The organism is Novosphingobium sp. YAF33 (genome assembly GCF_052113265.1).
Classification (GTDB): domain Bacteria; phylum Pseudomonadota; class Alphaproteobacteria; order Sphingomonadales; family Sphingomonadaceae; genus Novosphingobium.
In genome coordinates this window covers 558,025-582,569 of sequence record NZ_JBFRCW010000006.1, presented here as the reverse complement: position 1 = coordinate 582,569, position 24,545 = coordinate 558,025, and the positions used below count along the sequence as shown (strand labels likewise).

The following is a 24,545-nucleotide window of genomic DNA, read 5'->3' as shown; positions in this document are numbered from 1 at the left end:
GGGCAAACCATGTTCGAAATTAGCAACATCGTCACCGCTGCTTGATCACCGAAAAGACATCGGCAAACCTGACGGGGTGGCTCCACCGCCACGTGGGAGATTTTTACCGCTTACGGTTCACTGACGTTATCGTCCGGATCGCCGATATCCCTCAGAGCCGCCTTTACGAACTGGACGCCCCAATTACGGCTGGAGTTGATGGTGCGAAGATGATTTAATCGCAGGAGGTAGATGCGGAGCTTCGTGTGAAGTTGTCCGGGCTGTTTGCGATCGGAGATCACCTGAAGTGCCTGTCCGAGACGGGCGATCCGCTGGAAACGCTGAACGCGATCATCGACTCTGAGGTGTTACGTCCGGTGCTGCTGGGCGGTCTTGCCTATTCGAATGGGACGGTGGCAGCGATCGCCCGCAAGGTCGTCATTAATACGCAAACCGCGTTCAGGCCCGCGTGCGTTGGTGATTGGAGTGGAGGACGTGATCACCTTCGTGTACGGGAACGACACCATGCTCACTGGCGCATTCGCTGCGCGGAGAGCGAGGAAATTCTCGAGAGCCATGAACAAGCGACAGTTCGACCGTGATAATCGCTACGTGGCCGATCCAAAGTGAGATGTCGGGCGAAAAGGATGGGGGTTCTTCAAAGCAACTTGCCCCCGCACAGATATTCCATACGCGCGCATTACCAAGGTGAAATGGCAATCTTGGCCGACCTCGCGCATCGCATAGGTGAGTTGGGACATCGCTGAAAATTCTTTTTCAAGTGCGGAGGCAAATGTCTGTGCGTTATTCGCAATTAGCGCTGATCGTCTTTGTATCACTTTTAATGTTGCCTGCCATGTGTTTAGCGGGTCCCGATGCTCCCTCAGCATCGAAACTGGCACAGGCGCCGGTCACCTTGAATGATTTGTGGCAAGGCAAAGCTCATTTTCAAGAAGTGACCGAATTGCAGTGGCAGCCGGGAGACAACGCCGTGCATGAGGGGGCAGGCTCATTCTTCGTTTATAAGGGTGTATGGTACGTCCTCAACCGGGCAGCACTCCCCCACCCTTCGGACAATTGTACTCCGGACAATACGCGCACCGTGATCCGCGCTAGTACCGATCAAGGCAGGACATGGTCCGCGCCCACAACTCTTGTCGATCCGGGCACAAGCGCAAAGGGTGATCATTGCGCCGTTCTGGACGGCAGCCTCTATCACGACGTGAAGTCTTCCACTTGGCATATGCTAGCCCAGTGTCTGGACGGCAAAGGTGCTTTGTGGGCACTATGTCATTATACGCGCCGTGCTACCACGCCTCTTGGCCGCTTCGAAGCCGACCCAGAAAACCCAGTCGTCGTCGGCGGGGAGCTCTGGTCTCGAATTTGCCAGGGACACGGTAAGAAATGCCCCCCGACGACACGCGATGAAGGCACACCAGACATCATCGGAAAGACCGATGACCAGTACATTGTCACAATGCACGGCTATGACCCGAGTTCTAAAACGGGCTATCGCGGCGTCGTGCATACGCCAGATTTCCATACGTGGCATGTCAGCGGGAACGGGTTACCAGATGATGCCATCCTGGGTCCGACGGATTGCGAGACGTGGCTGAGCGGCTGCGTCGGCACGGGCGAGGCATCAACAATTTCATATTCTCGCGATCCGCATCGCTACATGATCGCCGAAACAATGACCATGGGTCTCGAATGCACGGCAGGCCAGCAATGGGTCTTTCAGCTGCTGCGGTCCGCGTCACCTACTTGGCCGACGTCAGGTACAGGCCGGTGGGAAAAGCTACCAGGCAAAGCATTGCTTCGCACGAAATACCCCTCCCCGGTGGCGGCCTGCCCGGTACAATATGCACGTCTGATCAAAGACGGAGTGGACACATTCCTCATATATGAGGATTGGGATCGCGCGACGGAGACCGTCCATCGCCGCCTGCTTCATTTGGTTTCTGGCAGAGCCCCCCCCGAGCGATGAAAGGGTCCAGAGGAATCGGCTTGCGGAAGACAGTGTGCTATCCTCAGCCCTCTGCCAATATTGCGTGTAGATATCGACCGTAGTCAGATTTTCCGAGCCGGACGATCGCCGTCTCTAGCTGTGGCCCGTCAATAAAGCCCTGCCGAAATGCGATTTCCTCGGGGCTGGCGATCTTGAAACCCTGTCGCTTTTCCAGGATGCGCACGTATTCCCCGGCGTCCAGTAGACTGTCCGGAGTGCCGGTATCAAGCCAGGCATAGCCACGGCCCATGATCTCAACCGACAGCTCTCCCCGCTCCAAGTAAACACGGTTCACATCGGTGATTTCCAGTTCTCCACGAGGCGATGGCTTCAGGTTAGATGCGATGTCCACAACTTTCTCGTCGTAGAAGTAAAGGCCCGTGACAGCACTGTTGGACTGTGGCTTTTCAGGCTTCTCCTCGATCGACACTGCGCGGTGATTTTCGTCGAACGCGACCACGCCGTACCGCTCCGGATCCTGGACGTGATAGGCAAAGACACTCGCCCCCGTCTTACGAGCGCAAGCGTTGTTCAACAATGCCGGCAAACCGTGGCCGTAGAAGATGTTATCACCCAGGATCAATGCCGAGCGCTCGCCCGCCACGAAGTCGGCGCCGATAATGTATGCCTGTGCTAGCCCGTCGGGGCTGGGCTGCTCGGCATATTCGAGCGACATGCCCCACGCGGAACCGTCGCCAAGCAGGGCTTGGAAAGCCGGTAGATCTCGAGGGGTGGAGATGATCAGCACTTCGCGGATGCCAGCAAGCATCAGGGTGCTGAGTGGGTAGTAGATCATCGGCTTGTCGTAGACCGACATCAGCTGCTTGGAGGTGGCCAGCGTCATTGGATAAAGCCGGGTGCCGCTTCCACCGGCTAGGATGATGCCCTTCACGTTTTAGTTCCTTGTCTAGATAAGTTTTAGGTCGCAGCAGCCTGCAATCGGGCGACGACAATTTCGAGCGATTTGTGCCAGTTCGGCAGGATTACGCCATGAACCTTGGCGATCCGGCTGGAGTCGAGCCGCGAATTCGCGGGCCGGGCAGCGGGGGTGGGATAATCGTCGGTCGTGATGCGCCGGACAGCCGCGGAAGGTCCGCCGTTCGCAGCGGAAGCTGTGAAGATGCTTTGCGCGAAATCCGCCCAGCTCGCCTCACCGGCAGCGGTCATGTGGAAGACGCCGCGCAGAACTGGGTCGCTGCTCGCGGCTAGATTTTCCGCCACCTTCACTATGCCATTGGAGATGTCGAGAGCACTGGTGGGATTGCCCACCTGATCGGACACGACAGAGACCTCGTTGCGATCGCTACCCAGGCGCAGCATGGTCTTGACGAAGTTGCCACCAAACGGGCTATAAACCCAAGCGACGCGCAGCACGGCGCTGCCCTCTGGATAGATGCCAAGAATCGCCTGCTCGCCCGCCAGCTTCGATGCGCCATAAACGCTGGTGGGCGCTGTAGGATCGCTCTCGAGATAGGGACGATTAAGCTCGCCATCAAAGACGTAGTCAGTAGAAATGTGAACCAGCGGCACGTCCATTACCTTGGCTGCCCGGGCAACGGCTCCGGCGCCAGCGCCGTTGACGGCATGGGCGATGTCGGCCTCGCTTTCAGCCTTGTCTACCGCAGTATAAGCCGCAGCTGAGATTACCACATCGGGCTCGACCGCCTCAAGAGCTTGTAGTACCGATGTGGGCTCGGCGAGGTCGAGTTCGGGCCGGCCAAGCGCAATCACTTCGTGGCCAGCGGCTCGTCCCCGTTCAGCGAGACAGGTGGCCACCTGCCCCGCCCTGCCAGTAACAGCGATTTTCATGCAACCGTCTCGGCAGTTTTCTCATTCAGACCAAGCCGGGCGCCATCGTACTGATCGCGCAAGGGTCGCCACCACCATTCGTTATCGAGATACCACCGGACCGTCTTTTCGATACCAGTGTCGAAGGTTTCCTGTGCCTTCCAGCCGAGTTCGTTCTCGAGCTTGGTGGCGTCGATCGCATAGCGTGCATCATGGCCTGGGCGATCGGTCACGAACTCGATTAGGTTCTCGCGAGGGGTTTTGTCAGGGACGAGTTGATCGAGCACTGCACAAATGCGGCGGACTACATCGATATTACGCCGCTCGTTGCGACCGCCCACGTTGTAGGTCTCGCCGATACGTCCCTTCTCGCTGATGATGTCGAGCGCGCGAGCATGATCGTCTACGAAGAGCCAGTCGCGCACGTTCTCGCCCTCGCCGTAGATCGGCAGGCGGCGCCCTTCAAGCGCGTTGAGGATGGTGAGCGGGATCAGCTTTTCGGGGAAGTGATACGGCCMGTAGTTGTTCGAGCAGTTGGACACCACGATTGGCATTCCGTACGTGCGTTCCCAGGCCTTGGCTAAGTGATCTGAAGCCGCCTTCGACGCCGAGTAGGGCGAACTGGGATCATAAGGCGTCGTTTCTTCGAACAGCCCATTGTCGCCCAGCGATCCGTACACCTCGTCGGTCGAGACGTGGAGGAAGCGGAAAGCGGCTTTGGCGTCGCCCTCGAGCCCATTCCAGTAGCCGCGCGCGGCCTCCAGCAGGGTGAAAGTGCCTACAACGTTGGTTTCGATGAAGTCCGCCGCCCCCGTGATCGAACGGTCGACGTGGCTTTCGGCCGCCAAATGCATGATTCGCTCGGGGCGGAAATCGGCGATCGCGGCGTCCATGGCAGCCCGATCGCAGATGTTCGCCTTGAGGAAGCGGTGATTATTGCTCGCTTCGACCTCGTGCAGCGAAGCTTCGCAGCCGGCATATGTCAGGGCATCGACGGTGAGGACGTTGTAGCCCTTTTCGAGGACGAGATAGCGCACAAGCGCGGAGCCGATGAAGCCAGCCCCTCCAGTGACAATTACGCGCATAATGGCAGTTCCTTAGTCAATTGGAAGAAGAGGTCGGCCATCGTAGGCGAAAGGACTGTCAAAATTCGCAAGCAGAGGCTGAACTGCGTCTTTGGGGGAAAGTTCGGGCACAAATCCAGCGGGAATAGGCCAATCAATCCCAATCGCCGGATCATCCCAGCGAATTCCACCATCATGATCGGGTACGTAAGTATCCGAGCACTTGTATGTCACCTCGCAGTCCGGCTCGAGCGTTACGAAGCCATGGGCGAAGCCTATCGGGATAAACAGCTGGTGGCCGTTTTGCGCCGATAGTTCAGCTCCAACCCAGTTTCCCCAGGTCGGCGATCCCTTGCGCACATCCACTGCCACGTCAAAGATTCGCCCACGGATGCAACGTACCAGTTTGTCCTGCCCACGCGGCGGCGTTTGGAAGTGCAGGCCGCGCAGAGTGAATATTGGAGCGGACAGCGAATGGTTGTCCTGTACAAATCGGCAACCGATGCCTTCAGCCGCGAAAGTAGGCTCGGAATAGACTTCAGTGAACCAACCTCGGTCATCACCATGCCGGCGGGGAACAATCAGGCGTATGGGGGATGCGGTTGAGGTCATCGGTGGATGGCAGCCTTGCTGGTGAGAAAGTACAGAATGTGCATCAAATCTCTGCATAGAAATCTATCGCAGTAAAGCGACGCCGATTTTACAAAAGAGCTTTACAGATGTTATAAAGCCGTTTGCTCACGGCGCGGTAATCATGGCTGTGCCGCCAGTCCTCCGCCTTAGAAGCTATTCGGGTGTAATCCTCATCGCGTTTGTCGATGGATCCCAAGAATGCCTGGATGCCTTCTGCGAGGTCCTCTGGAGACGTGCCTGAGAACCTGTAGACGGCGCCTTCTAAGTCATCAAATATGGAAATAGGAGTCACTGCCACAGGCAAGCCCACGGCCATGCCGTAGCGGACGGCACCGCTCGCCGATTCGGCGGTTTCCTGATATGCGAAAATCACCAGATCCGCCTCGGAAAGAAGTTGCAGGCTCTCCTCGTCTTTCAGAAAACCATTATGGAATTCCATTAGATCGAATGTGCCTTGACGCTTTGCGGTCGGACTTAGTTTGTTGACCAGCGTGGTCGATATGTCGGCGGGGTATTCGGAATTCACCATTCGCAGCCGAACCGGATAACTGCGCTCCTTCAGTATCCGGATCGCGTCCATAACTTCCAGCAGCCCTTTGTGAGGCAGCGCGAAACCGTAAGTGGCGACCATAGGCACGCGCTTTTTGTTGATCGACAAGGGGGGCGTGGTTGCCTGGATCAGCGTTCCATGGGGGAACAGCACCACATTATCGACCAAGCCCAACGATTTAAGACGGTTCAAGTCCTCAATAGAATGAACTAGCAGCCGGTCGCAGACCGCGAACGCGGCAACCATGTGCGAAAGATGATAATCCTCCGGTGGCGTTGTCTCGATCTGATCTTTGGTCGAGTGCAGGCTGACAACGATGCGCTTGTTACGATGGCGGGCGGCCAAGATGAAGTTCGTCAGGTCGTTGTGGTCAAAAAATGTGTTATTGAATTGGACGACGAACACATCGACGTCTTCGGCGAGCGGACTGTCAAGAACCCTGCTTAAGTTTGAACTGCTCTTCGTTCGCGTCCATAGCCGCTGTGCCGTGTCCTGGACATCTACTGCAACGTAGTTCTCCGGCCCGAAAACGACGACATCTGCATCCATCGCACCGATCAGATGCTCCGAATAGGTTGCGATCCCGCAGCGTTCATTCCAAGTACTGATCCACCCTATGCGTGGCTCTTTCTTTCCTGACATTGCCGGCAACATCGATTTCGCGGCCGAAAGTCGCGTGGCGACATCTGACCACTTGTGTTCGTGAAGCAGCTGGGCGCGGCCCATAGCAGCCATTGCCCGCCGCTGCTCAAGCGACGAGCTTCGAGCATCTTTCATTGCGGCAACGAGGGAGTCGCTGTCCACCCGGGCCCATGCAGAGGCCCAGAGGCCAAAGTGGGTATCGGTCCGCTCGAAGCGATAATCCACCAGCCACGAGTTGCCTTCGTTGCAGAAATCGGTCTGCCCTCCCCAACCCGTCGTGATAACCGGAATGCCGCTCAGCATCGCTTCGGCAAAAGGCAATCCGTACCCTTCCGCAAGGCTGGGTCCGACCATTACATCGCAATGTGCATACAGGGCCTTCAACTGTGCATCGGAAATGTCACCGAAAATTGTCACTACATCGGGAAACAGCGGATTGCGCGCCTTGGCTTCGTCCAGCAACCGCCGCAGTTCGTTATGCGGATTTTCGAAGGTCTTGATAATTAGACTGACATCGTCGTTGCAAGTAAAGGCACGGCCATACGCCTCGATCAGGCTATCGATCCCCTTACGCGGAAAGCAGGATGAAACATGCAGGAACTTAAAGCTCTTAGCATCAACCTTGTAAGTTGGATCGGGTTGTATGCGTTCCCAGTGATCGACGCCGCATCCGCTAGTCACCAGCGGCACTGTGACTCCGTTGTCGATCATGATCTTTTCGACATGCGTCGACAGGCATGTCAACATCGTCAAATGATTGTTGAAGTTGTCCGTCCATGCTGACGGGAATCCTGACTCTTCCCATGCAAAATGGTGCAAAGCATTAATTGGGCCGCACATGTCCTCCACCCGAGGAGGGTAAAGATTACGGCTGACAACAACCGCGTCATGATGGGTCGAGCGCTTCGAACGCACGTGCATTGCAGCCAAATCGGGGTTGGCCACAAGAAAATCTGGTGAAGGATCGAAATCACCTGGTCCTTCAGTCGATTTGAGGGCGATCTCGTATCCAAGATCCGCCAGCGCACGGGCTGTCTCACGGTTCAGCAAAGCAAGGCTATAGGTACTGTCAAAGGGGCCTTCAATCCGCCAAATCGCTCCCTCCTCGCTACCCTTTCGCCCAGCTGTCTCAATTATGCGCCGTTCGCTATCGACGAGCGCGCTCCCGAATTCAAGCAAGTCACCAGGTGCGAAGCGCGACAAGTCGATGCGAGATGCGATGTCGGCCAGCATTTTTTTTGCGTTGGGATAGACAAAGGCCTTTTTCCCCTTCTTCGCGCACGATGCCTTCAACGACATTACGACCCGCGCTGCAACTTTGTCCCAGCTGAACGTGCGGGCATGTGTACGCGCGTGACGAACCGCGGAGGTCCGCCTTTTCTCGTCCGTCAGGATTTCATTGATCAACTCAGCCATCGCGACCGAATCGCGCGGATCGAAAAGCAAATCATCCAGGCCGATGACCTCGGGAACGCTTGTCACGTTTGATCCGATCGTAGGGCAGCCGCAGGACATCGCCTCGAGCGCTGGCAGGCCGAAGCCTTCATGAAACGAAGGGAACACGAAAAGACTGCACGAACGGTACAGGGCGGCAAGCTGAGGGTCGGAAATGAAGCCGGGAAGAATGACGTCTTGCTCGTTCAAACCATGCCTGGCCGCATGCCGCCGGATGCGAGCCGCCGCTTCTCCATCAGAACCTCCAACCAAGACGAGTTGGTATTGTGCACGATGCGCCGCAGGAAGCAGCGAAAACGCCTCGATCAAGCCTTCGAAGTTCTTCCGTTCGTCAAACGCGCTGGTATGCATTAGGAAGGGCTTTGTGATGTTCAAAGCCCGCAATTCCTTCGCCGTTGCGGGCGGTCCGGGACAAAAGACGTCGGGATTAATTGCGGATCCCACGTTGATGCACTGCTCGACCGTGAAACCGAGATGCTTGATGCCCTCTTGGCGAGAAGATTCCGAAATCGCCAGAAGTAGATCAGCTTCAAGGAGTTGGTCCATCCGGTCGAAGTACCAATCGCGCGCCAGATGAAAGCCGAGGTACTTGTCAGGATCGATAAGGGGAATGAGATCGTAGAGGATGACAGCGGTCACCGGGCAAGTGGACGAGCGCCTGATCGAGACTATGGTTTCATCGTTGAATCCCTCGACCAGCGTCCCCGCCAGGAAGGCGTCGCAGCCAGCGTTCTCAATAAAAGCTTCGTAGGCGGCCTCGCACAACTCGCGGCGCTGCTTGAGCGGCTCGTTGTGAGGCATTGTCGCGGGCATGCCCGGAAACACTAGGATGTTGTCTTCCCCCACCGCAGCACTGGCGATGGCCCGGGCTTCTTCCAGGTTGCCCGACAGCGCCCCGTTCAGAAGAGCATAAACTTCAACGTCGTCCCGCGCTGCCACTGCCTTGAACAGGTTCAGGACATACCGGCCGATACCCCTCTCCCGACTGTGATTTTGGATACCCTGAAGATCGAAAAGAAGCTTCATATTGCCTTCTTTGCAAAAAGAATTTCCCGCTCCAACGCAGCGACGAGCTGCCTAGTGCGACTATCCATCGAGAGGGGCAAAGCAAACTCCTGATTTCCGAGGTTAAGCGTTTGCCTCGCCTGCCTCGTGATCGGCGCAGCTACCTCGGCTTCGGATTCAGCGAGGATAGCCGCCTGAGTTCGGGGTGCTCCCGTCTCGGACTGAGTGCCGTACCGAACTCCGGCCCCGTGTATCTCTGTGCCTAGCTGACCCACTTGCAAGCGGATATCCGCCAATGCGAACAAARGGGCGCGATCCCTGCGTTCGGACCGGGTGTTACCCTCAGTGTAACCAAACAGTCGAAAAATCCACGCAAGCCCGAACACAGATGCAATCCGATGCCGACGCAGTTTAGCGCCAAGGCCAGACAGGGATGCTCCTCGCCCATCTTTCTCGGCTGCGCGACTGATCTGAGACAGAATGTGGATTTTTGAATATCCCGCCCGCAGTCTGGAAAGATAATATCGCTTACCCCCGACATCGGGTAATCTGTCCAGAAGAGCCAGGTATGCCCAATCTATGAAATCACCACCCTCGAAAGAGCAAAGATCATTATAGGACGTTATCATGTAATCCGTATCATCAACGTCACCGGGAGCGCGGTACATAATTTTGGCTTCTCTGATTTGGATCTGGACTTACGTGATGGCTGAACGTCATTCTTGTTGATTAGGCTGAAGTTTGCACTTCGCTTATCAGGAGACTAAACCTGACAAGCCTTCTTCCAGACTTTTTTTGGGCAACCAACCTGTAGCCTGCCGCAGTTTATCACTATTACCAACGACAGTCGAAGTATCGTCCGCCGAATTACCTTGGTCGGCGAACGTGATGCCGCTAATGGGCTTGTTTAGAATGCGAGCTAACGTTCTAACGACATCACCTATGCTGGAAGCCTTTCCGCTAGCAACATTAAAGATTCGCTGGGGTAGTGCGGGCATTTCTAGGATTGCAAAGTACGCCTCGACAATGTCGCTGACGTCCAGGAAATCGCGAACACTATCCAGTCCGGCCATCTCGATCATGGCCCCGTCGGGCGCGGCACGCACGCGGCGCGCGATTGAAGGGATCGCAAGATCAGGGCGCATCCCGGCGCCTACATGGTTGAACGGTCGCGCGATTGCGGTCTCAAGAGCGCCGGCTTCGCCAGTTCGTGACACGACCGCTTCACACAGCAGCTTCGTGAGGCCGTAATGACCGCGAGGATCGACCGGATCCTCTTCCCTCAGCGGTGCGGTGCTGGCGGCATAGACCAGGCACGAACTGGCAAAAAGCAGTCGGCCCGCCCTCAGATGCCGACACAAGTTCAAAGTCATCTCTACCGAATCCAGAAGAGGATCGTAGCTGAAGAATTTTGAAGGAACCGTCTCGCTGGCCAAATGGAGGACGAAAGGAACCTCGGTGGGCAATGCTGCCACCGAGGCCCGATTCATCAAGTCCACAGAACACCAGGCAACGTCGGCCGGTAACCACTCCGGCCGTGGGCCGCGTCCGGAAGCGACTATGTCGAACCGTCCGCGTCCCAAGGCAACTACGTGCCTTCCAACGAAACCCGATGCACCTGTGAGCAGAAGGCCAGGTTTACTGGACAATCTGAGCCTCGAGTTCGTCGAAGTTGCGATGATGCTTTTCGCGCTTGGCCAGTTGCAGGTCGCTCTCGACCATCATCTTGGCAAGCGAAGAAACGTCGTGGGTCGGGGTCCATCCCAAGTCGGCTTGGGTCCTGCTGTAGTCGCCCAGCAAGTAGTCCACTTCGGCCGGACGATAAAATCGTTCGTCGATTTCAACGAAATCCTCCCAGTTGAGATCCAAATGCTCGAACGTCAGAGCCAGGAAATCTCGGATCGAGATTGCCTTGTTTGTCGCCACAACATAATCGCCGGGAGTGTCATGCTGTAACATACGCCACATGGCCTCGACGTAGTCGCCGGCAAAGCCCCAGTCGCGCTTGGCGTCCAGGTTGCCTAACATGAGTTTCTTTTGCAGACCCAGCTTGATGCGCGCAGCCGCCAGCGTGATCTTGCGCGTGACGAAAGCCTCCCCACGGCGCGGGCTTTCGTGATTGAACAAGATGCCGTTGCTGGCGAACATGCCATAGCTCTCGCGGTAGTTCACCGTTTGGTAATGCGCATAGACCTTGGCGCAGGCATACGGACTGCGTGGCTCGAAACGGGTGTCCTCGCTCTGCGGTGGCTTAGCCGAGCCAAACATTTCGCTTGATCCGGCTTGATAGAAGCGCACGGTGCGCGGAGCGTACTGGGTGGAGGCGCGAATTGCTTCCAACAGGCGCAGGACGCCGGTTCCCGTAGCGTCGCAGGTATACTCAGGCTGATCGAAGCTGACGCGAACATGGCTTTGCGCAGCCAGGTTATAGATCTCGTCGGGCTGCGTAACGTCGACCAGGCGCCGCAAGGAGTTGGCATCCGAAAGGTCACCGTAGTGCAGTGAGAAGCGATCGCTATATTCTTCTTCGAGAAGATGGTCGATCCTCCAAGTGTTAACAGTGCTTGACCTGCGAACCATCCCGTGGACCTGGTAGCCCTTTTCAAGAAGAAGTTCGGAAAGGTAACTACCGTCCTGTCCGGTTACGCCGGTGATCAGGGCAGTCTTACTCATATGAAAGCTCCGTTTTAATCAGAAACATATAAAATCTAACCAGCATTTGTGTGCAAATTGTGCTTATGAGCGTCAAGCGCTTGATCAAACTCGGGATAGAAAAGCAAATTGCCTTCGTTCAGGACGGCAAATCGCCCGCAGTGATTTCGAACATATTCGGTATCGTGTGAGATGATCAACATTGCACGGTCCCGCCGCTTGTGAAACAGTTCTGCTTCACATTTCTCATGAAATTTCGCATCGCCTACCGCGCTGATCTCGTCGATCAGGTAGCAGTCAAACTCGATGATCATGGAAATTGCGAAAGCGAGGCGCGCCCTCATGCCTTGCGAGTACGACCGGATTGGTTCGCGCAGATACAGGCCAAGCTCGGTGAAATCAGCTACGAAATCTATGTTCTTACGATAGTCCTGCTTGTAAATCCGACTTATGAAACGGACGTTGTCCATTCCGGTCAAGGCGTTCTGAAACGCGCCACCAAAGGCCAATGGCCATGATACCGACATCGTGCGCGTAATCTCACCGGATGTTGGGCGCTCCGCTCCGCTAACAAGGCGGATCAGCGTCGACTTGCCCGCCCCGTTGCGACCCAAGATGCCCAGCTTCTCGCCTGGATGCAGGATGAAGTTGATATTGTCCAGCACCACCCTGTCGCCAGCACGGGTAGGATATACCTTGTGGATGTTATCGACATGGATCATTCCGGAGTAATCTCGCGGTTGACCACGGCCACCTGCGCCAGCGCAAGGACCGTCAGCCCGAAGCACCAGAAGAGCACGTAGGTTACGCTGTAGTGAGTGCGGATATGATTTCCGAAGTACCCATCGCGCACCATTTCGACTGCGTTCACCATGGGCACGTAAAGGGCGTATTTCTGGGCTCCCACAGGTAAGGCATCTACCATGAAAGCTGCGCCCGACAGCGGAAACAAAAGATAAGCAGCAGGATGCCAGAGCCGATCAATAATGTCGCTCTTCTCAGCCAAGGCGCCAAGCAGCGTGGCCAGACTGGCTCCAAACCAGCCCAACAGCAGCCATGCCCCAATAACTGTGAGAACGTCTTCCGGTGCCTCGAGCCAGCCGATATAGATGTAAAAGACGCTGAGTGTGATGAATGAGATCGTCGCTCCGCCAGCCTCGAGCAGGATGCGCGCGATGAAGATATCGATAGCGCGGACGTTGCGATGATACATTAGCGCAAGATTAGGCTCGATAGCTCCGATACAGCGTGACGGCATGTTGCGCCACAGCAGGACGCTGGAATATCCGGTCAGCGCGAAAGCGACAATCGGAAGGGACGAACCGTGAGAGGCATTGGCAAGCGTCCAAAGTAAGGTCACACCGGTGGTGAACAGCATCGGTTCAACAAATAACCACAAGAACCCGATGTTGTGCCGGCCGTAGCGCGTCAAAACTTCGCGCATAAACAGGGCATAGATTACCCGGCCCTGTATCGCAGCGCTGCGGCCGATCGTCGAAAGTGATGGCGAGAGCATTGCGGCCGACTAGTCGCGATGTTCCAGCATGCCGGCGACGAGCATGCTAATAATTGCCCAAGCAGCGAGGCCTAGGATAAGTGTGGAGAAGATGCCCCTAAGTCGGCGCGGCTCCAGCGCATCGTCGGGCCGGTTTGGCGAGACGATGCGCTCCACATATGCCTGCTTGCGCCGTGCTTCATTGCGCGCATCCTCGTACGACGCCATGGCGCTAGCAAGCTGGCGGTCAGCAAATTGGCTTTCGAGCGAAAGCCGTTGGTATTGCGCTGCGCGTGAGGACAGTGACTTGCTGCTGCCCGCCACGAGTCCGAGCTGCTCGTCAATTTCCTGGCCGAGCCCCTTGGCCCGCGTGTCCAGAGCTGCAATCTGGGGGTTTTGGGGGGCAAATGCGCGCAGTTCGCGCGCCTGCATACGCGTGGAGATCAGCTCATCTTGCAGCTTCGAGATCATCTGCATCTGGATGGTTGCTTGCTTCTCGGGATCGACGACGCCGGCTTGGTTGCGATATGCGGACAACGCCAGCGCGGCCTTTTGGGACTGCTGCTTCGCCTCATCGACTTCCCGTTGGGCAAAACGGATGAGATCCTGACGGCCGCGCTCGTTGAGCTTGTTGACGGTTGCCTCCGCCATCTCGAGCAGGCGTTCGTTAAAGTGCTGGGCATCCTGCGGGGTGAAAGCGCGAACATTGAGCGTCACGATTGAGGAGGCTGTATCCTGATCGAGGGAAACCTTTTTCTCGTAGTACGAGTAAAGGTCCTCAAAACTACCGCGCAGGCCCGTGGGATTGAACCGATCAAAGATCGAGATCGACGGCACCGTATAGGCACGCATGAAGGCGTTGTTACGGTTAAGGGCTTGCAGGGCATCACGCGAAAGCACATACCCTTGCGCAGCGTAGATTTCGTCGCCCCCACTTCCAAAGCCAGTGCTTTTGAGTAAGATTCCAAGTCCAGATGTGGATTGCTTATCTGGACTACGAACGACAAATCGGGATTCGGATATGTAAACATCCGAAGCAAAAAATCCAAAATAGAATATTGCAAGCGCCGTCGGAACAACCACAGTCAGGAGAAAAATTGGGTGAACTTTACCTAAGAGTTTTCGCATTGACGTTTTGATTCCGTCGTTATTTACAGCTTCGCTCTGGCCACCCTCTGGGTGGTCATTGCCTGCTTCCGTGTTGACGTGAGCAATATCCATAATTACAAACCTCGGCACAGGCCTTTACCGGCGTGAAGCCGTGTGAATTTCCGCACCCCTAGCCACCCATTGTATCCGCGTCCAGAGTTGATGACAGGCGCTGACATCCGTCTGGCTCGCTACATCCGCGACCACCTCCCTTACGCGACATTTCTTGATCGATGACTGTGCTGGTGCCATAGGCAGAATGCGTTACGATACCCGCTTGACGCCGCTCGCATATAACTGGCTGCTTTTCATGAAAAAAATTTCATTTCCGACCCGCCTTACTTGTGCAGTTAGCCTAGGGCTGACGCTTTCGGCTTGCGCAAACGCGCCCGGTGCGGGGCCTTCAACGAGCAGGATTGTCAAGACGGGGAGCGAGCAGTCGGTCGGCGAAGCCGGGATCAAGGTTATCGACGTCACGGACGCGGTGACGCGCGAAATCCTGGCCAATAGCCGACAACCCCTGTTTTCCGAACAGCTAGGAGAGGGCAGGGCGATCGGATCGCTTATTGGTAAGGGTGATGTGCTCGACATCGCGATATGGGAGGCTCCTCCGGCTGCCTTGTTCGGTGCCTCAGGTGGTAACTCGCCGTTGGCCTCGTCCAGTTCTACCGCTCGAGGCACATCCATGCCTGAGCAGATGGTCGACAGCGAAGGCCAAATCACGATCCCGTTCGTCGGTCGTATCCAAGCTGACGGACGCACGCCGCAAGAGATTGCTAGGGCGATAACCGGCCGGCTTGTTGGCCTCGCGCATCAGCCGCAGGTTATTGTACGTTTGGTGCGCAACGCGGCCGCGAACGTGACCGTGGTTGGTGATGTCGCCGGGAGTGCTCGCGTACCACTTACGGCGCGCGGCGAACGCGTGCTGGATGTTCTGGCAACGGCCGGCGGTGTACGGCAGCCGGTCAACAAAATGACGATACAAATCACCCGTGGCATGAAGGTGGCCTCGCTGCCGCTCGAAACTGTGATCAGAGATCCTCAGCAGAATGTCCGTTTGCAGCCTGATGATGTCATGACAGTGCTTTACCAGCCCTACAGTTTCACGGCACTTGGGGCAGTTGGCAGGAACGACGAACTGCCTTTTGAGGCGACCGGACTGACTTTGGCCCAGGCACTTGGGCGCATTTCCGGACTCCAGGACACCCGTGCGGATGTTAAGGGCGTTTTTATCTTCCGCTTGGAAAATCCCGATGTCGTTAGTTCTGACGTGCGCGCTACGGCTAGAACTACGCCAAACGGTAAAATTCCGGTAATCTATCGCATCAGCATGAAGGACGCCTCCAGTTTCTTTATCGCGCAGAGTTTTCCAATACAAAACAAGGACGTTCTGTATGTCTCTAATGCGCCCTTGGCCGACATACAGAAGTTTGTGAACGTCATCTATTCGACTCTGCTACCCGTTGCGACGACGGCAACAGCCGTAAGTCAGTAAATAGGTAAGTAAGTCGATCAATCCATCAGGTGGCTTTAGCTTTGAACGCTTTTTTCGATTTACTGCCTTATCGGCTTGATCAGGCTATATCCGGTCTTGCCCTTCGTCAGTTCCGTACGCAACGTCGGCGGCGTCAGACCGCGCATTCAGTGGCGTTTCCGCGCATCTCAGCACCGCGTCGCCTCTACATTGATCTCGCAGTAGTTAGCCGCCACGATGCCGGGACCGGAATCCAGCGCGTGGTACGCGGGATCGCTCAGGCTCTCGCTGAGGCAGCGGGGAATGACTGGGAGGTTCGCTTCGTTGCAGCGGATCGCCGCCAGGCCTATCATGTCATTGACTGGCCCGGAACAGGGGGACTAGTCGAGCCGAGTGCCGTCGTGGCTCGTCCTGGCGATGTCTTCTTCGGACTTGACTTTTCGCTGGATACTGTTCGACGTTACCGGCGTCAACTTGCCCGTTTCCGACGCGACGGCGGAAGTCTGTGGTTCCTCATATGCGATCTTCTACCCGCCGAAAGGCCAGAATGGTTTTCTCCCAACAACGTGTTGCGCTACAAAGTATGGCTTGAAATCTTGGCAGGCATTGCCGATGGTTTCTTCTGCATCTCACAGCAGACGCAGGATGACCTAGAACGGGTGCTAGATGCGCGTCACGGCCTAGCCGAAGGCTATCGCACCGCCATCGTCCCGATGGGTTACAGTATCCAAGAGGCCATGCTTGTGGCGGCGGACGAACGTCCAGATGCAGCTATGCGGTTCGACGCTTCGTCCCCCTTCTCTTTGATGGTGGGGACGCTAGAGCCACGCAAGGGCCACGCGGACATCTTGGCTGGCTTCAGTGAACTTTGGCGCCGCGGATCGGATGAACGCTTGGTGTTGGTTGGTCGAACGGGATGGAAAATCGACGACCTGCGCGCAGCCATACGCAGCCACCCAGAGCACGGCCACAAGTTGATGTGGTTCGATGACGTCGAAGACGTGGAATTGGAGTGCATTTACCAAGCCTGTCAGGGCGTCATCATCGGATCTCATGCCGAGGGATTCGGATTGCCGCTGATCGAGGCTTTAGGGCATAACAAGCCGGTACTGGCGCGAGACCTGCCTGTGTTCCGCGCTCATCAAGAACTGGGTGTGTGCTATTTTCCGGCCGATGCCGGTCCACAGGTTCTGGCTCAGTCCATTGAGGGGTGGACCCAAGACGTACAGGCCGGGCGTATCACTGTGACCTCGCCCACCGTAGGATGGAAGCAGGCGGGGCATATGATCCTTTCCGCCATTTCCTAGGCCAAGTGCCACTGGGATGTGGCTCTGGCTCACAGCCATCGCGGATAGCTTCAGCATTTGCTGCTTCGGTTTTGTCGCCGTCCAGATAGGCCTTAACAAAGGCAGGGAGGCATCAACAGGGCACCTCAAAGAACTGTCTTATTGCAGCATAATAGCGGCCTGAAGGCTCACGAGGGAAGAACGAGCTTCGGTTTCGGGGGCTGATCTGCTAATTTTCGTCGGAAACGCGACTTCACAGTACCCATCCGGCGAAGGCCCTCTGTCGCTGATCGGCGCGGCCTGAGAGGTTAGCCATGTGGCAAGCACTGAGGTTTGCCACATGGCTACAGGATGTGCAGTGGGTCAGGTGACGGTGGTTTCTGGCGCGCAGAGGCGGCGGCGGTGGAGTTTGGATGAGAAGCTTGCGCTGGTGGAGGCCTCGATGGCGCCCGGCGTGTCGATCGCAGACGTCGCCTGCGCTTCGGATGTCGATGTTTCGCTGATCTATAAGTGGCGGCGGATACTGGTGAGCGTGGCGCCGGAGAGGTCGCGATCGTCACCTCAGTTTGCCGAGGTTGCGATGAGGCCGGAGCAACCCGCTGCGCCTGTTGCAGACAAGGTGATCGTGATCGAACTGCCGAGCGCCAAGGTACGGATACCGCCCGGCGCGTCGCCCGAGCTTTTGAAGGTTGTGTTGCGGGAGTCGCTGGCATGATCCCGATCCCAGGACATGCTCGCGTGTGGATCGCCACGGGGCACACGGATATGAGGAAGGGGATGGCCTCGCTTGCCTTGCTGGTTCAGGAGTGAGGTGTTGGGTTAGACGGCTCCCAACACCTCACTACTTTCCCCGGAAGTGCGTCAAAGGGCCCATTAATAAGCTGTAAATGCCAAAGAGGACTCGAAGGCCGTCATGATCCGGTCGTATTGCCATTTGGTCCCGGCTACGTCGCCAAAGGTAGGGACGCCAACGCGGTAGCCACTCTTCTCACGGGAAGTGAGCGGGGGCAGCTGCATACCTGTGACATCGCAGATTTCTTGTAGCGCATCTGACATTTCTTCGTACCTGAAAATGCGATCCACCAGCAACTCACCCTCCGTTCCGACGTACAGGCGAGTGTCTACGGGGAAGTCACCTTGTTCCACATACTCCTCCCATGTGGCCGCAGTTTTTTCCCAGTGCTCACCGACGCCGTTTTGGGTCATTGCGAAGTATGAGAGGCACTTGTCTATGGGATGGCGCTCAAAGCAAAAAGTGAAAAGGCTTTGGTAAGCGTGCCCCAAAATGCGTTTGATGAGAGACGCGGGCATATGGTTGACAAAAACATTGCCTTCGCCTTGCACGTAATTTCTCGGGATGTGATCTCTATTAGGAGGGCTAATCGGTGTTACAATATCGTCCTTAGACATCATTCGAGATAGATGCACCTCGAGAGACGTGCCAGCGGTTTTATAGGTTTTAATGAACGCGAATTGATGGCTGAAGGATATTAAAGTCATTCGGCGTCACTTCATTTCATGTGCGTGAGGCAAACGCAGCGCATATCGGTCGTTGCGGGTGGAAGTAGCGCTTTTAACGGGGCAGACGCCACCAGAAAAAACAATGGCTTGTGCCGAGTGGTCGATAAAAGTCCGGACGCAAACACCGGAACCAGTGTGCTACGAATTGCGCGTTTACAGTATGCTCCTCCCTTCGCGCAAAAAGGCCGATGGCAATATTGATCCACGACCATGGTGCCGCGGCTTCTACGCCTCGATGAACCTGAACCTGCGCGACTTGAAACGCTTCTCAATCGCGGCAACATCAACCACGGACTGCTGCTACCGATCTTGGCATATTGCCTCGACAAGAAGGGCGCCCCGTACTTGGCAAGCTACGGCCGGGGCCCAAGACCGCCAACTTCTTCGAGAACGAGGGATACCTCGACAAACGCTCGTCTTGCATGAAATTAAGGCGCTGCACGACCTGGGACGCTACGACACCGACCGTTAGGCCGCAACGTCAACGTGGGATCCTCGCATCGCTAACAGACAACTAGCGTATCCTCTTGATCATGCTATCCCACCTGCGTTCTAGATCTTCTTGCGCTTTGGCTTTTCCAGTTGCGACGAAGTCAAGCTTTGCCCAAGCTAGCTCTTTTTGAGCGCGTTCTTCGTGAAATGCCAGTTCCGCCACTGTGACCTGCGACCTTAAGCTCGCAACCTCGGCAGTCAATGCTTCCAAGCGGACGCTCAGTTCCGCCTCAAGTTCCGATGCTTGCTGCAGGTCGCGCTCCAGCTCGTCACTCCTTGTGGTGCTGCCTTGGAGCTTGGCTTTCAAATCTCGAAGTCGCTCTACCGACTGCGAGGCTTGGTCGCTAAGCGCCGTGCGTTCGTCTTGAATCGCCAGTTCAGCTTCCTTAAATTGACGAGTGACGTCGGCCAGGTCGCCGTTTGCCGCATCAAGACGGTTGATTAGTTCCGCTTCATGCACCTTTACCTGTTGGAGGTCATGGGCCAGAGCCGCGGACCTTTCGCGCTCTTCCTGTAAAGCGCTTTCAGCGGACTTTTGCGCTTGCATGTATCGTTCTATTTCCTGATCCTGCGCTTCGCGATCGGCGCTGCTCCGCTCCAGCGCCGCCTCTAATTCTTGTAAACGCTCCTTCAGTTGTGCGCTTTGCTCGTCGAGCGACGCGCGTTCTTGCTGCATCATGAGTTCCGCTTTCTTGGACTCACGGGAGAGGGCTGCCAAGTCATCTGTCGCTGCATCGAGGTGGGTGTGCAACTCTTCGAGTTGCTGTTGCGCAGACCGATGAACCGCCGCAAGCTCATTATCGGCAGTTTTGCAGGCATTCTCAAGCTGCGACAGCTCGATTGCAAGTGCTTTTAGTTGGGTATGCGCCGACCCCGCGATTTGGCGATATTGCTCATAACCTTGCCTAAAGTCAGCCAGCTCGTAATCAACCAGAGTGCGCAGCTTCTCGTAGTCGAGTCCAGGGATGGGCTTGGCGAAAAGCGAACGTACCATGCTGAAAACGCGATCTACGTCCTGGATCAGCATGACAGGTGCCGAAATGGTTTCGCTGTAGTCCGATAGGTTCACGTGAACTCCGGTCACTTCGTCGATCAAGCGAGTAGCCATGTCTAGGTCTGACCGAAAAGATCCCTTGTGGAAATCAATAATTATATCAAAGTCGCTTTGATGTTTTGCGTACAAGTAAATGTGCAGGCACAAAAATACGATCAAGAGCGTGTCATGGTCTTCCCCGAATGAATTTTGGGAAATCCCGTTGTCTTTTAAAAGATTTGCGAGCATCCCAATGAATGTATCAGCATCCCGCGCGTTAACGGTGCGAATGACAGTATTGAAGAAAAACGTATTTTTATTAAGTGCCTGATTGGAATATGAAAACCATTGATTCAGCAAACGCCGACGTATCAAGATATGGGTTCCCCCAATCAATTCTCTGATCAACTTGATTCTGCCGATGCTGCGCGTACAGGACAGCACGGGAACTCGTTTATTGTGCTGTGCCAAGTTTACCAAGCGGGCAAGATAAGCTTCGGTCCGTCGGACCCGGTCCTTATCGCCATCAGAGCTTAAGAAAAAATCTGTAAGCGCCAAGTCTTGGTCAAAGCCATCTATACCTTCAGTCTTATCTAGGAGCGGACTGAATTCGGAGAAATATGGAGCTCCCTGTGGGTGATGGGAATTCCAGTCCTCAGCAGATTGTAAAATGCTTTTAAAATTTATTTCTCCCAGTATTTCGTTGAATATTTCATAGTAGCAGTAACAATCCAGTTGTTCTCGGAACTTGAACCACAGCCATGTGCTGCCGGTTCGAAAAGACGAATGGATGAAGACCGTTTGAAGGTTTTCGCTACTTTTTTGCGTCTTATTCATCTTAGGTTCCATCTGCGTGCCCGCTTTTAGGTCGTCTGCAGAAAGACAAAATGCAGTTGCGGGATGCTAGTCCATAAAACGCATTCAGGACACTCGGAGGGGCGCCAGCATGATCAGTTGCTTTGACCTTATCCCCCCCCCAAGAGGCTACAGCCGTGGGTATAGCCAATGTGCCTGCTGTTCCGCTCACCGCACCACATGCTTGGATGTGAACTCCTCACTCTCCATGATCTGAGCGATCATCTCGAGACGGGTGCGGCCGCTGCTCACCTGTTGGTTGATGACATCGTCATTCTCCGGTTCGCGCCCAAGAAAGATCCTGTAGACCCAGATTACGTCCTCGCGGCTCATGGCCATATCTTTACCCTTACGTTCTAAAATTTCGTTGACTTTGAATTGTGCTTGTCCTTCCGGCTCTAATGCACAACAACTTCAGTCGCAGCCTTGGCTTCTGCTATTAGGTTCCGCGTTAATTCGATGAACGCTAGGCGCATGCTTTCCATGTGCGCTTTAGCAATCTCCAATTCTTGGTATGCCTGTTCAAGCTGCTCCTCCGTTGCGCGCAATGTAGCAATCAAATGCGTATTGCCCTGACGCAACTGTTCAACTTGCGCGGGGTGAGCGGCCTCCTTTTCCTGCGACATGATTTTGAGCACTTCGCGCAAGTCCCGAAGTCTGGCATTTTCATTGAGGGCTGCAGTAAGCTTGTCTTGGAATGCCGCTGCGGATGCCTTGTAGCGGTCACGCTCGAAACGCATATCCTCGGCATTTAGGCGCATCTTGCGCTGATCTACCTGCAGGTTGCAGATTGCCTCGCCCAGCTTGAGCAGTTCAAATGCCTCGCGGCTGCGGGTATCGAATCCCACTTGCTTCATTTTCGGCGGATTGGAAGGAGAGGCTGGCGGTTCGTTTCGCATCGCCACATCCTTGCGTTCGACTTCATCCATAAGACTCTTGTTCCAATCGTTCCAGTGCCAATTACCATGGCCCATTTCTCTCACAATCCCAACTCTTGCAAGCGTCGGTCCTGGGCGCGAATGACCGCTTCCGTTCCGTGATTTGCGATGATCTGCCGACGCGCGCGCTCCAGCATTTCTGCATTTTGGCCTGCGGCATCGACCGCTTGGCGCATCTGCCATGCAGCATGAGAAATGTCCGGATCGGCCCATATCTGGCCCATTGCAAAGGGATAGTCTCCTGGCTGAAGTTCCTTAATCTTGTACTCCACAGGATACCCGGTGGCAGCCGTCACCAATTCAGTCGTTGCGGAATAGTCCGTTGCGATGACCGGTGTGCCTAGTGCCATAGCTTCGGCGACGAGCAGCCCCAGCCCCTCACTGCGATGCAGCGAGACGACGCAGTCCGCCGCCTTAACTAGTCCCAGCATTTCGGAGCGCGTCAGTTCCGCTTCAACGACGTGCACATCGAGGCTGCTGCCGACTGCCTCCTTGATGCGCTTGAGTTCATCGGGCCTGTGCCGAGAGTTGACGCACTTGATGACGAGCGAGACGTGGTCGCGATAGGGCGTTCCCTTGAAGGCGGCGGTAAATGCATCGATCACGGCTTCGGGATTTTTTCGGCTTCTGAAAGACAGAAAATCGAAAGAGAACAGAAATAGGAAGCGGTTCTCCGGTAAACCCAACGCCTTGCGATCGAAGACTTGGTCGATTGTGAAATCCAAAGCAACCGGCATGTGGATTACCGGTTTTTTTGTCTTCATGACCAGCCCTGCCTGAATAAATCGGGAAGGCGCCCAAATTTCATCGACTTGATCAAACGAGCGAATCCAAGGATCAGGAAATTCGGCGAGTTCCCAGAACGGCATAGCCACACGGTATGCACCTTTGCTCAACCGGTCTTCGTAACCTTGCTGGACCAGCGGCAGTTGGTCGGCGTTGATGTTGAAGATATGCAAGCGCCCGGCCGCTTTGTCCTTGATCAAGGACTGCATTTCCACGTTGGTACGCGAAGAAGCGACATTGAGGTCAATGTCAAGTCCTTCGGTCCGGCGTCCAGAGGCGGTGAGGGATTTAAGCGTGAGCCTACCTACCTCACCGACGCCAGTATCCGTCGTCAGGTAGCCGATGACCGATATGTCAGCGTTGGTTGGCTCTATGGAAGCCGCTGGCTTAGCCGTGTTCCAGCGCCTCGCCGCGCTGACACCCTCGACGATCCCGTGTGTAAGGCGCGGATCAATGCCCGAGCGATGGCTGTGGCGTACATACCATTCGGCCAATCCGGCGACGCCCGCTGCAGTTTTGAGATCGTAGGTCGCCTTCAGATAATCGGATGACTGCCACAAGGCGTACATCAGGTTGGAGCAGATTAGCCCATCAGGGGCTTCAGCAGTCCCTAACGCGGGCTGTTCAAGATAATCCTGGAAGTTTGTAAATGGATTTCCATCCCAGGTAAGATGCTCATCGCGAAAGTAATGGCGGACAAAGGTTGGAATTTTGGCGCCATTTTCAAATGAACCGTAAGCATAATTTGCCCGAGGTGTTGAATACAAGCCATTTTGCTTGAGGTCTTTTTTATAATCCTGAAGTAGGTCTAGAAGTGCGTCGCTATTTCCCTGGGAAAACATCGACGTGTGTTTGGAAAGCTGTTGGGAATTACGTGGATCATAGCCGCTAAAATGGAAGAATATTAGCGATTCGCCATCTATAAGCCAATCACCCTCGCCATTGCCTTCAAGGTGGCGCTGAAAAAGGTTCCAATAGGCTGCATTGAGTGTGGTATTACGCAAAATGGCAACGTCTGGAAGGAACCCGGGCACCAGATCCATGAACTTCTGATCGACAAAAATACCATCGTTTTGGGCATTGACGCATTGATAGCGTAGGCGGCGTGCCCACCAGCGCAGCACTTCTTCTACCCCTTCGCTACGACGGAACGCCGCAAAACCTAGGTTGTAGATGCCTGCGCGCATGATCGTTATGTCGTCAGGCGGAACTACAGTTTCTGCCGGTTCGGTCAGGTGAGGGGTGAATACAGCCCGTGCACCAGCATCCATGGCCTCGAAGACCGGGGTGATTTTTCTGTAAACCTTAATGTCTGGATCAAAGTAAACGACCCGGTCGTAACCTTTGGCAAAAAGATAAAGGAACATGTACGGCTTCGCCGCCGTATTCATTTCCATGATGTCATATCTAAATGCAAATCCATGAAAATCGGGTATTTGCAGTTCGGAAGTCTCTAAAATTTCACATTTATCAGGGTAGAATCCTTGAGTTTCTACTCGTGTATCGGCAAGGCAAAGATAATGATCGGCGTTCGGGTGTGAAGCAACTGATGAATTCACCAATGTGCTGGTATAGGGCATGTAGTTATTGGAGCTAATGGTAAAGATTGCCGTCCGCCCAGCGTTATCTTCGGGCATCATATCGCGCGACATTCCCATTCCTTTAAATCTTGCGTTTAATAAGGCCCTATGCCGCGCAGCCGGCAACGAAGCCCCTTGGCCAGAAAAAGATATCGGCTCC

21 protein-coding genes are annotated in these 24,545 nt (G+C 55.3%); 5 read left to right on the top strand and 16 right to left on the bottom strand.

Translation table 11 applies throughout. The annotated features are described in order from the left end of the window. The first annotated feature begins 245 nt into the window (after positions 1-245). Complete coding sequence (locus AB4Z00_RS15565; RefSeq protein ID WP_442046506.1) at positions 246-581, top strand: hypothetical protein; 336 nt, start codon at positions 246-248, stop codon at positions 579-581. A 191-nt stretch (positions 582-772) separates the two neighbouring features. Then, positions 773-1,966 carry a hypothetical protein gene (locus AB4Z00_RS15560; RefSeq protein WP_442046505.1) on the top strand — a complete coding sequence of 398 codons (1,194 nt, stop codon included), beginning with the start codon at positions 773-775 and terminating at the stop codon, positions 1,964-1,966. Between the two features lie 43 nt (positions 1,967-2,009). Here AB4Z00_RS15560 and rfbA read toward each other — a convergent pair whose 3' ends face one another. From rfbA to AB4Z00_RS15505, 11 genes are all read right to left on the bottom strand, one after another. Then, positions 2,010-2,879: a glucose-1-phosphate thymidylyltransferase RfbA gene (gene rfbA, locus AB4Z00_RS15555; protein ID WP_442046504.1), complete on the bottom strand. Its 870-nt coding sequence runs from the start codon at positions 2,877-2,879 to the stop codon at positions 2,010-2,012. Positions 2,880-2,905: 26 nt separating this feature from the next. After that, entirely contained in the window at positions 2,906-3,796 is an 891-nt protein-coding gene (rfbD, locus tag AB4Z00_RS15550) for a dTDP-4-dehydrorhamnose reductase (protein WP_442046503.1), read from the bottom strand. Then, entirely contained in the window at positions 3,793-4,860 is a 1,068-nt protein-coding gene (rfbB, locus tag AB4Z00_RS15545) for a dTDP-glucose 4,6-dehydratase (RefSeq protein WP_442046502.1), read from the bottom strand. Before rfbB ends, rfbD begins: the two co-directional genes overlap by 4 nt. 12 nt (positions 4,861-4,872) lie before the next feature. Next, positions 4,873-5,451, bottom strand: coding sequence for a dTDP-4-dehydrorhamnose 3,5-epimerase (rfbC, locus tag AB4Z00_RS15540; protein WP_442046501.1), 579 nt, complete (start codon positions 5,449-5,451; stop codon positions 4,873-4,875). Between the two features lie 88 nt (positions 5,452-5,539). Continuing rightward, entirely contained in the window at positions 5,540-9,145 is a 3,606-nt protein-coding gene (locus AB4Z00_RS15535) for a glycosyltransferase (RefSeq protein ID WP_442046500.1), read from the bottom strand. Further along, the gene (locus AB4Z00_RS15530; RefSeq protein WP_442046523.1) at positions 9,142-9,753 is read right to left on the bottom strand and encodes a DUF4214 domain-containing protein; all 612 of its coding nucleotides are present in this window, start codon (positions 9,751-9,753) and stop codon (positions 9,142-9,144) included. Before AB4Z00_RS15530 ends, AB4Z00_RS15535 begins: the two co-directional genes overlap by 4 nt. Before the next feature lie 126 nt (positions 9,754-9,879). After that, positions 9,880-10,773 (bottom strand): NAD-dependent epimerase/dehydratase family protein, encoded by an 894-nt coding sequence (locus AB4Z00_RS15525; protein ID WP_442046499.1) that lies wholly within the window; start codon positions 10,771-10,773, stop codon positions 9,880-9,882. Further along, the gene (gene gmd / locus AB4Z00_RS15520; protein ID WP_442046498.1) at positions 10,763-11,797 is read right to left on the bottom strand and encodes a GDP-mannose 4,6-dehydratase; all 1,035 of its coding nucleotides are present in this window, start codon (positions 11,795-11,797) and stop codon (positions 10,763-10,765) included. The genes AB4Z00_RS15525 and gmd overlap by 11 nt, the downstream gene beginning before the upstream one ends. A gap of 35 nt (positions 11,798-11,832) precedes the next feature. Continuing rightward, on the bottom strand, positions 11,833-12,498 hold the full coding sequence (locus AB4Z00_RS15515) for an ABC transporter ATP-binding protein (RefSeq protein WP_442046497.1): 666 nt from the start codon (positions 12,496-12,498) through the stop codon (positions 11,833-11,835). Beyond that, on the bottom strand, positions 12,495-13,292 hold the full coding sequence (locus AB4Z00_RS15510; RefSeq protein ID WP_442046496.1) for an ABC transporter permease: 798 nt from the start codon (positions 13,290-13,292) through the stop codon (positions 12,495-12,497). Before AB4Z00_RS15510 ends, AB4Z00_RS15515 begins: the two co-directional genes overlap by 4 nt. Positions 13,293-13,301: 9 nt before the next feature. Then, positions 13,302-14,492, bottom strand: a complete 1,191-nt coding sequence (locus AB4Z00_RS15505; RefSeq protein WP_442046495.1) for a hypothetical protein — start codon at positions 14,490-14,492, stop codon at positions 13,302-13,304. A 187-nt stretch (positions 14,493-14,679) separates the two neighbouring features. Here AB4Z00_RS15505 and AB4Z00_RS15500 point away from each other — a divergent pair, with 187 nt between their 5' ends. From AB4Z00_RS15500 to tnpA, 3 genes are all read left to right on the top strand, one after another. Beyond that, complete coding sequence (locus tag AB4Z00_RS15500) at positions 14,680-15,915, top strand: polysaccharide biosynthesis/export family protein (RefSeq protein ID WP_442046494.1); 1,236 nt, start codon at positions 14,680-14,682, stop codon at positions 15,913-15,915. Positions 15,916-15,956: 41 nt separating this feature from the next. Further along, entirely contained in the window at positions 15,957-17,201 is a 1,245-nt protein-coding gene (locus tag AB4Z00_RS15495) for a glycosyltransferase (RefSeq protein ID WP_442046493.1), read from the top strand. 337 nt (positions 17,202-17,538) lie between these two features. Further along, positions 17,539-17,895, top strand: coding sequence for an IS66-like element accessory protein TnpA (gene tnpA, locus AB4Z00_RS15490; RefSeq protein ID WP_442046492.1), 357 nt, complete (start codon positions 17,539-17,541; stop codon positions 17,893-17,895). Between the two features lie 158 nt (positions 17,896-18,053). Here the strand turns inward: tnpA and AB4Z00_RS15485 are convergent, their stop codons facing one another. From AB4Z00_RS15485 to AB4Z00_RS15465, 5 genes are all read right to left on the bottom strand, one after another. Continuing rightward, positions 18,054-18,680 carry a hypothetical protein gene (locus AB4Z00_RS15485; protein ID WP_442046491.1) on the bottom strand — a complete coding sequence of 209 codons (627 nt, stop codon included), beginning with the start codon at positions 18,678-18,680 and terminating at the stop codon, positions 18,054-18,056. Positions 18,681-19,215: 535 nt separating this feature from the next. After that, positions 19,216-21,063, bottom strand: coding sequence for a hypothetical protein (locus tag AB4Z00_RS15480; protein ID WP_442046490.1), 1,848 nt, complete (start codon positions 21,061-21,063; stop codon positions 19,216-19,218). A 186-nt stretch (positions 21,064-21,249) separates the two neighbouring features. Then, on the bottom strand, positions 21,250-21,414 hold the full coding sequence (locus tag AB4Z00_RS15475) for a hypothetical protein (RefSeq protein ID WP_442046489.1): 165 nt from the start codon (positions 21,412-21,414) through the stop codon (positions 21,250-21,252). A gap of 65 nt (positions 21,415-21,479) precedes the next feature. Then, on the bottom strand, positions 21,480-22,010 hold the full coding sequence (locus AB4Z00_RS15470; RefSeq protein ID WP_442046488.1) for a hypothetical protein: 531 nt from the start codon (positions 22,008-22,010) through the stop codon (positions 21,480-21,482). A 50-nt stretch (positions 22,011-22,060) separates the two neighbouring features. Continuing rightward, entirely contained in the window at positions 22,061-24,457 is a 2,397-nt protein-coding gene (locus AB4Z00_RS15465; protein WP_442046487.1) for a glycosyltransferase, read from the bottom strand. Between the last annotated feature and the right edge of the window lie 88 nt (positions 24,458-24,545).